General features: G+C 69.3%; 14 protein-coding genes and 2 pseudogenes. 6 read left to right on the top strand and 10 right to left on the bottom strand.

Going from position 1 to position 11,717, the window contains the following annotated elements; translation table 11 throughout:
• The 6 genes from mdcE to madL form a co-directional block, all read right to left on the bottom strand.
• The coding region (gene mdcE, locus G3N62_RS31710) for a biotin-independent malonate decarboxylase subunit gamma (RefSeq protein ID WP_206141417.1) at positions 1–715 on the bottom strand (715 nt) is incomplete at its 3' end.
• Positions 702–1,634 (bottom strand): biotin-independent malonate decarboxylase subunit beta, encoded by a 933-nt coding sequence (locus G3N62_RS31705; protein ID WP_034186634.1) that lies wholly within the window; start codon positions 1,632–1,634, stop codon positions 702–704. The genes G3N62_RS31705 and mdcE, both read right to left, overlap by 14 nt.
• A complete protein-coding gene (gene mdcC, locus G3N62_RS31700; RefSeq protein WP_034200771.1) occupies positions 1,631–1,948 on the bottom strand; it encodes a malonate decarboxylase acyl carrier protein in 318 nt (105 codons plus the stop codon). The genes G3N62_RS31705 and mdcC overlap by 4 nt, the downstream gene beginning before the upstream one ends.
• 10 nt (positions 1,949–1,958) lie before the next feature.
• Complete coding sequence (gene mdcA, locus G3N62_RS31695) at positions 1,959–3,605, bottom strand: malonate decarboxylase subunit alpha (RefSeq protein ID WP_034186632.1); 1,647 nt, start codon at positions 3,603–3,605, stop codon at positions 1,959–1,961.
• A gap of 134 nt (positions 3,606–3,739) precedes the next feature.
• A complete protein-coding gene (gene madM / locus G3N62_RS31690; protein ID WP_034186631.1) occupies positions 3,740–4,507 on the bottom strand; it encodes a malonate transporter subunit MadM in 768 nt (255 codons plus the stop codon).
• Positions 4,508–4,518: 11 nt separating this feature from the next.
• Positions 4,519–4,914 (bottom strand): malonate transporter subunit MadL, encoded by a 396-nt coding sequence (gene madL, locus G3N62_RS31685; RefSeq protein ID WP_034186756.1) that lies wholly within the window; start codon positions 4,912–4,914, stop codon positions 4,519–4,521.
• A 325-nt stretch (positions 4,915–5,239) separates the two neighbouring features.
• Between madL and G3N62_RS31680 the strand changes: the two genes are divergently transcribed.
• Together G3N62_RS31680 and G3N62_RS31675 are read left to right on the top strand one after the other, a co-directional pair.
• Positions 5,240–6,088, top strand: coding sequence for a LysR substrate-binding domain-containing protein (locus G3N62_RS31680; protein WP_034186630.1), 849 nt, complete (start codon positions 5,240–5,242; stop codon positions 6,086–6,088).
• Between the two features lie 165 nt (positions 6,089–6,253).
• Entirely contained in the window at positions 6,254–6,532 is a 279-nt protein-coding gene (locus G3N62_RS31675) for a DUF4148 domain-containing protein (protein WP_049031214.1), read from the top strand.
• Between the two features lie 9 nt (positions 6,533–6,541).
• Here the strand turns inward: G3N62_RS31675 and G3N62_RS31670 are convergent, their stop codons facing one another.
• A complete protein-coding gene (locus G3N62_RS31670) occupies positions 6,542–7,459 on the bottom strand; it encodes a 3-hydroxyacyl-CoA dehydrogenase NAD-binding domain-containing protein (protein WP_034186628.1) in 918 nt (305 codons plus the stop codon).
• 245 nt (positions 7,460–7,704) lie between these two features.
• On the opposite strand from G3N62_RS31670, the gene G3N62_RS31665 reads away from it, so the two are divergent.
• Positions 7,705–8,145, top strand: a complete 441-nt coding sequence (locus G3N62_RS31665; protein ID WP_069245605.1) for an Hsp20/alpha crystallin family protein — start codon at positions 7,705–7,707, stop codon at positions 8,143–8,145.
• Between the two features lie 16 nt (positions 8,146–8,161).
• Positions 8,162–8,572: an Hsp20/alpha crystallin family protein gene (locus tag G3N62_RS31660; protein WP_124669865.1), complete on the top strand. Its 411-nt coding sequence runs from the start codon at positions 8,162–8,164 to the stop codon at positions 8,570–8,572.
• Positions 8,573–8,695: 123 nt separating this feature from the next.
• On the opposite strand, the gene G3N62_RS31655 is transcribed toward G3N62_RS31660, so the two are convergent.
• Together G3N62_RS31655 and G3N62_RS31650 are read right to left on the bottom strand one after the other, a co-directional pair.
• Positions 8,696–8,998, bottom strand: coding sequence for a zf-TFIIB domain-containing protein (locus G3N62_RS31655; protein WP_124669866.1), 303 nt, complete (start codon positions 8,996–8,998; stop codon positions 8,696–8,698).
• A 90-nt stretch (positions 8,999–9,088) separates the two neighbouring features.
• The gene (locus G3N62_RS31650) at positions 9,089–9,844 is read right to left on the bottom strand and encodes a TerC family protein (protein WP_034186624.1); all 756 of its coding nucleotides are present in this window, start codon (positions 9,842–9,844) and stop codon (positions 9,089–9,091) included.
• Positions 9,845–9,952: 108 nt separating this feature from the next.
• Here G3N62_RS31650 and G3N62_RS31645 point away from each other — a divergent pair, with 108 nt between their 5' ends.
• A complete protein-coding gene (locus tag G3N62_RS31645) occupies positions 9,953–10,846 on the top strand; it encodes a LysR family transcriptional regulator (protein ID WP_034186623.1) in 894 nt (297 codons plus the stop codon).
• A 115-nt stretch (positions 10,847–10,961) separates the two neighbouring features.
• Positions 10,962–11,603: pseudogene (locus G3N62_RS31640) on the top strand (DUF2242 domain-containing protein); the annotation flags it as partial.
• On the opposite strand, the pseudogene G3N62_RS36170 reads toward G3N62_RS31640, so the two are convergent.
• A pseudogene (locus G3N62_RS36170) lies at positions 11,591–11,717 on the bottom strand (heme-degrading domain-containing protein); the annotation flags it as partial. The pseudogenes G3N62_RS31640 and G3N62_RS36170 overlap by 13 nt on opposite strands.

The raw sequence follows: 11,717 nt of genomic DNA, 5'->3' as shown, positions 1-11,717 counted from the left end.
TGTCTAACATGACTCTACCCTCCCTCCCCGACAGGACTCTCTTCCGATCTTCGGTCGCGACCGGCCGGCCGAGCGCCGCGCGCCGGTCGATTCGGTCGGCCGGTTTGCCGAGCCATTCGCCGACCTGTGCGTCGAGCGCGCGGGCCGGGTCGAGCACGGCGTCGACGGCGCCCATCTTCACGAGATTGTCGAGTCCCGGCGCGAACACCGGCGTCGAACGCGACATCTCCTTCAGCACGTCGATCGGCAGCTTGGTCACGCGCGACATCGACGGCAGGTCCATCACCTCCGGCTCGGCGCCCGGCACCGCGAGCAGCGTGCGCGTCGCGAGCGCGGTCGCGATGAACGCGCCGGCGGCGGTGTGGCCGTACAGCACGCCGATCGTCCGGTGCCCGGCGAGATCGGCATGCATCAGGCACTTCGCGAGATGCGACAGCCCTTCGTTCAAGCCGAGCAGCTCGTCGCGCTTGCTCATCCGCTGGCTGTCGCTGTCGACGAGCACGACGATCGGCGTGTCGCCGCCGCGCGCGACCGTGTCGAGCACCTGCGACGCGAGCGTCAGCGCTTCGTCGATGCCGAACGGCAAGCGGTCGGTGACGCCGATCACGTCGACCCGCGCGCCGGCCAGTTCCGCATGGCCGGTCAGCAGGCCGCCGTGACGCACGATCGAATGGCCCTTCGGAAACAGCGAATTCAGTACTTCATCGAGCGTCATGCTGCGGCTCCTGTAACTGGTCGGCGAGCGTGGCGAATGCGTCGTCGGGCATGCCGGGAATCGCCTCGGGCTGATCGGCCCCGAGCATGCGCCACACGTCGAGCGCATCCCTGCATGCGCCGAACCGGGCGACACGCGCTTCCAGGCGCGCCTGTTCCGCGCGCAGCATCGCCGCATCGAACCTCGGCGCGCGGCCGATCAGCTCGAGCGCCGCCGCGCGGAACGCGTCCGGCGTGTCGGCCACGTAACGGTCGGCACCGCCGATCAGCCGCCGGTGCTTGCCGCCCATCGTGCGCCAGATCAGCGCGCGATCCTTGGAATCGAATTCCTCGACGCCGCGATTGGTCTCGATCACTTCGGGGCCCGACACGCTGATGCGCCCCTGCTCCGACACCGCGAGCGCCGAACAGCACGCGGCGAGCAACCCGCCGCCGCCGTAGCAGCCCGCGCGCCCGCCGATCAGCCCGATCACCGGCACGCCGGCCGCGCGCGCGTCGACGAGCGCACGCATGATCTCGGCGATCGCGAGCTCGCCTGCGTTCGCTTCCTGCAGCCGCACGCCGCCCGTATCGAACAGGATCAGCACCGGCTTGCCGACTTCGCGCGCGGCGCGCAGCAGCCCGGTGAGCTTCGCGCCGTGCACCTCGCCGAACGCGCCGCCCATGAAGCGGCCTTCCTGCGCGGCGACGAACACCGGCCGGCCGTCGAGCCGCCCGTGGCCGACCACCATCCCGTCGTCGAACTGCTGCGGCAGGTCGAACAGCGGCAGGTGCGGGCTCGTCACGCGCTCGGCCGGCCCGAGGAATTCGTCGAAGCTGCCCGTGTCGAGCAGTCCGTCGATGCGCTGCCGCGCCGACGCCTCGTACCAGCTCGCGCCGTTCGCGACGAACGCCGGTGCGTCGTGGATCACGTCGCTCATCGTGCATCCCCCTCGATCGCGCGCACGGCCTGCGCGAGCCGCAGCGACACCATGTCGGGCCGCGCGCCGCCGTCGTTGATCGACAGTTTCAGGCCGCCCGGCGTGCGCCGCTCGACGAAATCCGACACGACGGCCTGCCATACCGCACCGAAACCGACCGCCGCGGTGCGGATGTCGATCTCGCATTCGTTGCCCGGCAGCACGCGCTCGACGAGCACCTCGAGATTGCCGGACGCGACCACGCCGACGAGCGCCGCGGCCTGCTCGCCCTTCGCGCGTTCGCGCGCGGTGAAGCGATAGTTCAACTGTTCCATGCCCTCTTCCTCACCAGTTGCGGAACCGCGCCGGCGGCGCATAGAGCCCGCCCGACCAGTGCACGAGATCCTTGATCGAACGCGCGGCGAGCCAGCGACGGTCGGCGTCGAGCGGATCGATGCCGAGATCCTCCGGGCGGCGGATCACGCCGCGTTCGCGCAGCCGCTCGACCATCTTCCGGTCGCGGCCGCGGCCGATCTCCGTATAACCGGCGACGCCGCGGATCGCGTGCTCGCGTTCGTCCTTGTCGCGACACATCAGCAGGTTCGCGATCCCTTCCTCGGTGACGATGTGCGTGACGTCGTCACCGTAGACCATGATCGGCGCGAGGTCGAGCTGCAGCTTGTCGGCGAGCTTCAGCGCGTCGAGCTTCTCGACGAACATCGGCACGTTCTTGTCGCCGAACGTCTCGCCGATCTGCACGACGAGCTTGCGGCCGCGTCTGAGCGCCGCCGGCGTGTCGGGGTCGGCTTCCGCGCCGGCCTTCAACCACGGCGCGCTCGGATGGCGCCGGCCGCGCGCGTCGCTGCCCATGTTCGGCGCGCCGCCGAAGCCGGCGATGCGCTCGGCCGTGACCGTCGACGAATGGCCGGAGAGGTCGATCTGCAGCGTCGAGCCGATGAACATGTCGCACGCGTAGAGGCCGGCCGTCTGGCAGAACGCGCGATTCGAGCGCAGCGACCCGTCGGGGCCTGTGAACCACACGTCGGACCGTTCGCGGATGTAGTCGTCCATCCCGACTTCGGAGCCGAAGCAGTGCACCTGCTCGACCCAGCCCGACTCGATCGCGGGAATCAGCGTCGGATGCGGATTGAGCGCCCAGTGCGTGCAGACCTTGCCCTTCAGCCCGAGCTTCTCGCCGTAGGTCGGCAGCAGCAGCTCGATCGCGGCCGTGTTGAAGCCGATCCCGTGGTTCAGGCGCTTGATGCCGTACGGCTCGTAGATGCCCTTGATCGCGAGCATCGCGGTGAGGATCTGCGTTTCGGTGATCGCGGCCGGATCGCGGGTGAACAGCGGCTCGACGTAGAACGGCCGGCCGGCCTCGACGACGAAATGCACGCGGTCGCCCGGGATGTCGACGCGCGGCACCTTGTCGACGATGCGGTCGACCTGCGCGATCACGATGCCGTCCTTGAATGCCGTGGCCTCGACGACGGTCGGCGTGTCCTCGGTGTTCGGGCCCGTGTACAGGTTGCCGTCACGGTCGGCGCTGACCGCCGCGATCAGCGCGACCTGCGGCGTCAGATCGATGAAGTAGCGCGCGAACAGCTCGAGATAGGTATGCACCGCGCCGAGCGCGATCTTGCCGCCGAACAGCAGCTTCGCGATGCGCTGCGACTGCGGGCCCGAGTACGCGAAATCGAGGCGCTTCGCGATGCCGCGCTCGAACACGTCGAGATGCTCGGGCAGCACGACGCCCGACTGCACCATGTGCAGGTCGTGGATCTTCGCGCTGTCGACGTCGGCGAGCGCCGTCGCGAGCAGGTCGGCCTGCTTCTGGTTGTCGCCTTCGAGGCACACGCGGTCGCCGGGCCGCAGCACCGCTTCGAGCAACGCGACGGTGTCGCGCGCATCGACCCGCTTGCCCTGCGCGTAAGCCGCGCCGGCCGCGAGCCGTGCATCGCGCGCCTGCCGCGCGTGATTCCATCCCGTCATGAACAGTTCTCCCGCTTCGATGGTTCAGCGGCATTCTAAGCCGGGCGCCGCCGCCGATTGATGATGTTGACGAATGCGACTCAGAGGACGCCGCGATGGATGCGGCCCGCGCGCGCGGGCCGCACCGCGGGCCGCTATGCGCCGACCAGCGCGCGGGTCGTGAAGTAGAGCACCGAGGGCCCGAGCAGGCAGCCGACGCCCGTATGGAACGTCGCGACCAGCGCGCCGTACGGGACCAGCCGGCGGTCGGTCGCGGCGAGCCCCGCGCTCACGCCGCTGACGGTGCCCGCGAGGCCGCCGAAGATCATCGCGGAGCGCGGCGTCTTCAGGCCCATGAAGCCGGCCGCGACCGGCGTGCCGACCATCACGATGATCGCCTTCACGAGCCCGGTGGCGATGCTCAGCGCGATCACGTCGGAACTCGCGCCGATCGCCGCGCCGGTGACGGGCCCGACGATGTAGGTGACGGCGCCCGCGCCGATCGTCGTCATGCTGACCGCGTCGGTGTAGCCGAACGCGCGCGCGATGCATGCGCCGACGATGAACGGCAGCACGGTGCCGAGCAGCAGCGACACGACGCCGACGAGCCCGGCCTTGCGCGCCTCGGTCGGCTGCACTTCGAACGCGGTCGCGACGATCGCGAAATCGCGCAGCATCGCGCCGCCCATCAGGCCGACACCCGCGAACAGCGGCACGTCGGCGATTCCCTTTTCGCCGCCGGTGAACGCGCCGCCGACGTAAGCGAGCGCGAGACCGATCACGATCGCGATCGCGGAGCCGTGCACGCGGCCGAACGTCAGCTTGCGCGACGCGATCGACGACAGCCACATGATCAGGCCGACCAGCGCGAACGACGCGACGAGCCCGTTGTGGGCGACGGTTTTTTCGAGCATCTGCAGCATGGCGGCCTCCGTCACTGTTCTTCGAATTGCGGCACGCCCGCGAAGGCCGTGTCGTCGCGCCCGGTGCGCACCAGTACCGCGATGCAGCATGCGCAGATCGCAACCGCGCCGACGGCGGCCAGCAGCGCGACGGGACCGCCCTTCAGCGCGGCGACGACGTTCTGGTTCGCGGCCATCGCGACGACGACCGGAATGTACATCGCGCCCCAGAAACCGACGCCGGCCTCGGTCTCCTTCGGCAGCCAGCCGCGCCGGTGCAGCCACAGGCGCAGGCAGATCAGCAGCAGCATCGCGATGCCGACGCCGCCGACATTGGTCTTCACGCCGATCGCGCTGCCGAGCAGGTCGCCGAGAAACAGTCCGGCCAGATGGCAAAACGCCAGCAGCGCGGTTCCGTAGATGATCATGAGTCGTCTCCAGTCTCTTCGTGACGGGCGCCGGACGCACGCGGGAGCCGGCCCCGCACGGCGATCCCGTGCACGGACTTGTCTCCTGCGGCGGTGCGCCGCGGCCCGGCGGCCCGTCTGGCGGGCCTGTTCTCGGGCGGTCGATGGGATGATGCGGTTTCGGGCCGGACGCCGGATGCCGTAGACTGACCGAGGCAGCCGCCGGCACGACGCGGGCTACGCGCCGGTGCCCCCGTTGCGGGCCGCACTGGCGCGTGATCCGATACTAGCGCCGCCGATTCCCGCCATTTATGAAGTTGTCGAAACCGATTCAGTGGATTTAGCAATGCGTCCGTTACCGCCCGAGCTGCTGCGCAGCTTCGTCGCCGTCGCCCAGTCCGGCAGCTTCACCGCCGCGTCCGAGCGCGTGAGCCTGTCGCAGTCGACCGTCAGCCAGCACATCCGCCGCCTCGAGGAGCTGCTCGACCGGCCGCTGTTCGAACGCGACACGCGCAACGTGCACCTGTCGCAGCACGGCGACGCGCTGTTCCGCTACGCGGTGCGCATCCTCGAGCTGATGGACGAAGCCGTCACGTCGGTGTGCGGGCCGCCGCTGTCGGGCAAGGTGCGGCTCGCGATGTCGGAGGATTTCGCGTCCGCCCACCTGACGGCCGCGCTCGCGAGCTTCGTGCAGCGCAATCCGGACGTCGAGCTCGCGATCTCGACCGGGCTGTCGGGCGACCTGTTCGATGCGCTCGACGAAGGCCGGCACGACCTGGTGTTCGCGAAGCGTATCGCGGGCAGCCGGCGCGGCCGCGTGATCCGCAGCGAACCGCTGTACTGGTGCACCGGCCCCGAATCGCGGCTCACCGGCCACGAGGTCGTGCTGCCGCTCGCGATGCATCCGGAGCCGAGCGTGTCGCGCCGCCGCGTGCTCGAATCGCTCGAGGCCATCGGGCGGCCGTACCGGATCGCGGTGGTCAGCAGCAGCGTCGCGGTATTGCGCGCGGCCGCGAGCGCGGGGCTCGGCGTCAGCGCGTTCGCCGGCTACGTGATCCCGGCCGGACTCGCCCGGCTCGACGCGGGGCTGCCCGAACTCGGCGAACTCGAATACGTGATCGACCGGCCGGCAGCCGCGTCGCGCTCGACGCTCGCGCTCGAAGCCACGCTGATCGCGGCGGCGGCCGGGTTGTAACCGCACCGGGCGCGCCGCGCGCATGCACGGCCGCGCCCGCACCTGACAGCTTTGCCCGGAACGCGTCATCGTCCGCGCAGCACCCGCTCGCGACAATGGGACCCATCGGCAGGCACGGCGATCGCCGCGCGCATCCGGTACCCCGTCCCTTGATCGGAGCCCACCATGAACGTCTTGCGATTCGCCGTCGCGACCGCCGCAGCCGCGCTGCTGTCCCCCGCCTTTGCGCAAACCGACGCGTCGGCGCCCGCCCAGGGCCTGACACGCGCGGAAGTCATCGACCAGCTCAAGCAGGCCTATCTCGACGGCGAACTGCCGACGAACGACGGCAACTACCCGCCGGATGCCGCGACGCGGGCACGCAACCGCGAACTCGTGCAGGCCGCGAGCCCCGCCTGGCTCGCGCATGCGCCGCCCGCACCGCAGGCCGCGTCGCAGCAATAAGCCGCGCGCTCAGGGCAGGAAGCTGCGGCGCCGCGCATCGATCAGCTCGACGAGCAAGCGGTCGCGCTCGGCCGCCAGCGCCTGCATCGAACGCTCGCCCTGGATCGCGCGCAGTTCTTCGTTCAGTTGGCGATCGACCTCCGGATCGAACGAGGGCGTGCCGAGGTCGTCCCACCAGCTCGCGATCGGCCCCGACAGGTGTTCGAGGAAGTGCGCGATCCCGCCCGCGCCGCCGCCGAGGTGATAGGTCAGGCACTGCCCCATCAGCCCCCAGCGCAAGCCGGGCCCCCACGCGACGGCCTTGTCCGCATCGGCGACACTCACGACGCCTTCGCCGACGAGGTGATACACCTCGCGGAACAGCGCGGCCGCAAGCCGGTTCGCGACGTGGCCGGTCATCTCCTTGTTGAGGACGATCGTCTGCTTGCCGAGCGCGTCGTAGAAATCCTTCACGCGCGCGATCACGTCCTGGCCGGTCGCATCGCCGCCGACCAGCTCGACGAGCGGAATCAGGTGCGGCGGATTGAACGGATGCGCGATCAGGCAACGCTCCGGATGCTTCGCGCACGCGGTCTGGATGTCGGACATCTTCAGGCCCGACGAGCTCGATGCGATCGGTACGTGCGCGGGCAGCACGTCGTCCATCTGGCGGTACAGCGCACGCTTCAGGTCGAGCCGCTCCGGGCCGTTCTCCTGCACGAAGTCGACGCCGTCGAGCGCGCGCACCAGATCGGCGTCGAACGACAACCGCGAGGAAAGTTCGGCGGCACGCTCGCCGAGAAACGCGGCCAGCGCGTCGCGCAGCCGCGCGTCGGCTTGCGGCGCCGGATCGGTCGCGACGACGTCGAAACCCTGCGTCAGATAGAAAGCCGCCCAGCTCGCGCCGATCACGCCGGCGCCGACGATCGCGATACGTCGAATGTCCATGGTTGTCCCGTGTGGTTGTTCTGCGGATAGCTCGCGGCGATTGTCGCATCGAATCCCGTGCGCATGCGTTGACGCGGATTGCGGATTCCCTCTTGAAATGCGCGATGGCGGCCACTAATTACCCGTCGTCGGGCAGTGCCTCATCCGTTGCACTGCCTCCGTTTCGATCCAGTGGAGCCCCCGTCGCGCCCGCCGCAGGCGTCGCGCCGTCACGTCTCCCGTGTTCCCTGTTCAGGAGGACCCACATGAGCGGTATCCATTTCGGCAACGACCTGTTCGACGAATTCGCCCGCGTGCAGCGGCAAGTGGCGAACCTGCTCGGCGAACGCCCGACCGGCATCCGCGCGGTGCGGCACGGCACGTTCCCGGCACTCAACGTCGGCGCCACCGACAATGCGATCGAGATCGTCGCGTTCGCACCCGGCATGGCCGCGGGCGACTTCGACGTATCGATCGACAAGGACCTGCTGACCGTCAGCGGCGAGCGCAAGCCGGCGCCGGGCATCGAAGGCGAAGACGTGCGGACCTACGCGCAGGAGCGTTTTCACGGCGCCTTCCGCCGCGTCGTCGAGCTGCCGCGCGACGCGGATCCCGACCAGGTCACCGCGCGCTACGAAAACGGCTGCCTGCTGATTCGCGTCGGCCGGCGCGAAGCCTCGAAGCCGCGTGCGATCACCGTTCAGTAATCTTCAGGATACCGACATGTATACGAACCCGACCCTGGCCGAACGCCAAACGAAACCCGTTCATCCTGCCGCCGCCGAGGCCGCGCGCCGGCCCGCGATCACGCCGAACGTCGACATCATCGAGACCCCTCGCGGCGTCACGCTGCGGGCCGACCTGCCCGGCGTGCCGCGCGAGAACCTCGACGTGAAGGTGCACGACAACACGCTGACGATCGAAGCCGACACGCACATCGACACGCCGGCCGACCTGCGCGTGCGGCACGCGGAAGTGCGCGCGACCCGCTATGCGCGCTCGTTCGTGCTGAGTCCCGACCTCGACACGTCGCGGATCGACGCGAACCTGCGCGACGGCGTGCTGACGCTGACGATTCCGCGCCGCGAGGAAACGCGCCCGCGCCGTATCGACGTGACGGCCGGCCACGCGTAAGCGTCGGCGTGAGTCGCGACGTGTCGCGGCACGCATGAAAGAAGCCCCGCCCGGCGCGATGCCGGGCGGGGCTTCTTTGTTGATCGGCGGCCCGGCGTGCGTGCAGGCACGCCGGATCCGGATTCAATCGAAATCGAACAGGTCGAACACCGACTTCTTGCGACGCTGGCCGTCGTGCCGGTAACGCTCGTCGCGCGAGCGGCCGTCGCGCCCCCAGCCATCGTCGCGACCGTGCTGCGCCGATGCGGCGTGCCGTGCCGGCGGATCGGCGCGGCGAGCCGGCGCGTCGCCGGTTTCGCGGGCGATCAGCTTGTCGAGCTCGCCGCGGTCGAGCCATACGCCGCGGCACGTCGGACAGTAGTCGATCTCGATCGACTGGCGCTCGGCCATCAGCAGGTCGGGCGTCTTGCAGACAGGGCATTTCATCGCGTTTCTCCTTTCCGTGCGAATCTCGTCCGGATTCCATATGCAGCGCGCGCGCCGGCAGCAGCGGCAGCCGGCGTCACGCGCGGCGACTCAGTCGCCATCGACTTGCGCCGCGCGCTTCGCCTTCGCGCGCCGCGCCAGCATGTTCATGCCCTCGACGAACGCCGAGAACGCCATCGCCGCGTAGATGTACCCCTTCGGCACGTGCGAACCGAAACCTTCGGCGATCAGCGTCATGCCGATCACGACCAGGAACGACAGCGCCAGCATCACGATGGTCGGGTTGCGGTCGATGAAGCGTGCGAGCGGCTGCGCGGCGAACAGCATCACGGTCACGGCGACGATCACCGCGACGAACATGATCGGGATGTGCTCGGTCATGCCGATCGCCGTCACGATGCTGTCGATCGAGAACACGATGTCGAGCATCACGATCTGGCCGATGGCGGCCCACACCGTCAGCCCGGCCGCGCCGCCCGCCCCGCCCTCGCCGCCGCCGTCGTGCGACACGTGGTGATGGATCTCGGTGGTCGCCTTCCACACGAGGAACAGGCCGCCCGACAGCAGGATCATGTCGCGCCACGAGAACGCATGGTCGAACAGCGTGAACACGGGTTCGGTCAGGCTCGCGATCCACGCGACGCTGCCGAGCAGCGCTAGGCGCATCACCAGCGCGAGCGCGATGCCGAGGCGCTGCGTGCGGGCGCGCTGCGCCTCGGGCAGCTTGTTGCTGAGGATCGAGATGAAGATCAGGTTGTCTATGCCGAGCACGACTTCCATCACGACGAGCGTCAGGAGCGCGGCCCAGACGGCGGGGTCGGCGGCAAGCGTCAGCAGGTAGTCCATGAAATGGGCCGATTGAAAAGTGGAAAGCCCGATGATATGCCGCCCCGAACTTCGAAAAAATCAGAGAGAATCTGAATTTAAGTTCGGTTTTTTCGATATATCGATCCGATGCTCAATTTTCGACATCTGTACTATTTCTGGGTCGTCGTGAAGGAAGGCGGCTTCGCGCGCGCGGCCGGCCGGCTCGACATGGCCGTGCAGACGATCAGCGCGCAGGTGCGCGAGCTCGAGAAATCGCTCGGGCACCAATTGCTGCGCCCGGCCGGGCGCGGCGTCACGATGACCGACGCGGGACAGGCCGCGTTTGCGCGCGCCGAGGTCATCTTCGAGATGGGGCGGCTGATTCCCGACGAAGTGCGCGCGGCGGCCAGCCAGCCGACCGTGCGGCTCGCGGTCGGGCTCGCGGACGGCATTTCGAAGCTCGCCGCGCACGCGATCCTCGCGCCGGTGCTCGACACGCCGACGTTGCGGCTGCTGTGCCACGAGGGCGAGCACGATGCGCTGCTCGCGGAGCTCGCGCTGCATCACCTCGATCTCGTGCTGGCCGGCCAGGGCGCGCCGTCGGGGTCGAACCTGCGCGTGACGAGCGAGCGGCTCGTCGCATCGCCGGTCGACTGGTACGGGCCCGCGGCGCTCGTCACGCCGGCCGCGCGGCAGCGCTTTCCGCAGTGCCTGGCCGACCTGCCCGTGCTGCTGCCGACCGCGCATTCGGCGCTGCGCGCGCGCCTCGACCGGTGGCTGGAAGGCGAGCGGATCGTGCCGCGCGTGACCGGGGAATTCGAGGACAGCGCGCTGATGGCCGTGTTCGCGGCGCGCGGCCTCGGCGTGTTTCCGCTCAGCGAACTCGGCGCGAACGATGCGTCGCTGCTGAGCGGGTTGCGGCGGCTCGGGCGCGCGGGCGACGTGACCGAGGAGATCCACGCGATCCGCTCGCGGCGCGGCGAACATCATCCGCTGACGTCGCAATTGCTGGCCGCGGTGCGCGTCGCGCCGGCCGACTGAAGCGAGCGCGACATCAAACGAAACTATAATGGCGCCCCGGCCTTACGAGATTGCCGCACGCCTCATCCAGGCACCGCCGTTGCGCGGCCGCTCGCCAAGCCTTCTGAAAGACGCCATGCACAACCGATTTCGCCTGTTTTCCGTTTCGTGCGCACTCGCGGCCGCGACCGTGCTGGCCGCGTGCTCGTCGCCGCCCAAGCCGATCTACCAGCAGGAACAGTTCGACGCGACCAGCAGCCCGTATGCGCATACGTTCCACTCGAAATCCGACGCGGCCTGCGAGGCCGCGCGGCGCGCGCTGCTGAGCCAGGGTTATGTGGTGTCGTCGTCACGCAACGATGCGGTCGACGGCAGCAAGAATTTCCAGCCGAGCAACGACATGCACGTCGTGATCGAATTTCACGTCGTGTGCGCGGATGCGAACGCCGACGGCACGTCGAGCATCGCGTACGTGAACGCGGTGCAGGACCGCTACACGCTGAAGAAGTCGAATACGTCGGCCAGCGTGGGCTTGAGCGTGTTCGGCTCGCTGTCGCTGCCGATCGGGTCGAGCGACGACGCGCTCGTCAAGACCGCGAGCGAGACGATTCCGGCCGGCGTGTTCTATGAGCGCTTCTTCAATCTCGTCGACCATTTCCTGAAGATCGACCCGGCGCGCCGCGATCGCGCGACCGTGAAGGCCGCCGAGAAGGAACCCGTCACGCCGCTGCCGGAACCCGCGCCGACGCCGCAGGGCGAACCGCTGAAGCGCAGCACCGTGTTCTGCCGGCGGCGGATCGCGTCGTTGTCGCGCGCGCCGCTGCCGTCGAGCGCGCAGTAGAACAGCGGCGCCTTGCCGACGATGCCGACCGCGATCGGCAGCCCGCGGCGC

It is taken from the genome of Burkholderia sp. Tr-20355, assembly GCF_017104685.1.
GTDB classification, from domain to species: Bacteria; Pseudomonadota; Gammaproteobacteria; order Burkholderiales; family Burkholderiaceae; genus Burkholderia; species Burkholderia seminalis.
This window is presented reverse-complemented; position numbering and strand designations above follow the sequence as displayed.

What these genes read in the sequence shown, in the direction of transcription:
- G3N62_RS31675 (WP_049031214.1), top strand. Translation starts at nt 6,254, where the DNA reads ATGAACGTCTTGCGATTCGCCGTCGCGACCGCCGCAGCCGCGCTGCTG.
- G3N62_RS31660 (WP_124669865.1), top strand. Translation starts at nt 8,162, where the DNA reads ATGTATACGAACCCGACCCTGGCCGAACGCCAAACGAAACCCGTTCAT.
- mdcC (WP_034200771.1), bottom strand. Translation starts at nt 1,948, where the DNA reads ATGGAACAGTTGAACTATCGCTTCACCGCGCGCGAACGCGCGAAGGGC.
- G3N62_RS31645 (WP_034186623.1), top strand. Translation starts at nt 9,953, where the DNA reads ATGCTCAATTTTCGACATCTGTACTATTTCTGGGTCGTCGTGAAGGAA.
- G3N62_RS31650 (WP_034186624.1), bottom strand. Translation starts at nt 9,844, where the DNA reads ATGGACTACCTGCTGACGCTTGCCGCCGACCCCGCCGTCTGGGCCGCG.
- madL (WP_034186756.1), bottom strand. Translation starts at nt 4,914, where the DNA reads ATGATCATCTACGGAACCGCGCTGCTGGCGTTTTGCCATCTGGCCGGA.
- madM (WP_034186631.1), bottom strand. Translation starts at nt 4,507, where the DNA reads ATGCTGCAGATGCTCGAAAAAACCGTCGCCCACAACGGGCTCGTCGCG.
- mdcA (WP_034186632.1), bottom strand. Translation starts at nt 3,605, where the DNA reads ATGACGGGATGGAATCACGCGCGGCAGGCGCGCGATGCACGGCTCGCG.
- G3N62_RS31665 (WP_069245605.1), top strand. Translation starts at nt 7,705, where the DNA reads ATGAGCGGTATCCATTTCGGCAACGACCTGTTCGACGAATTCGCCCGC.
- G3N62_RS31680 (WP_034186630.1), top strand. Translation starts at nt 5,240, where the DNA reads ATGCGTCCGTTACCGCCCGAGCTGCTGCGCAGCTTCGTCGCCGTCGCC.
- G3N62_RS31670 (WP_034186628.1), bottom strand. Translation starts at nt 7,459, where the DNA reads ATGGACATTCGACGTATCGCGATCGTCGGCGCCGGCGTGATCGGCGCG.
- G3N62_RS31655 (WP_124669866.1), bottom strand. Translation starts at nt 8,998, where the DNA reads ATGAAATGCCCTGTCTGCAAGACGCCCGACCTGCTGATGGCCGAGCGC.
- G3N62_RS31705 (WP_034186634.1), bottom strand. Translation starts at nt 1,634, where the DNA reads ATGAGCGACGTGATCCACGACGCACCGGCGTTCGTCGCGAACGGCGCG.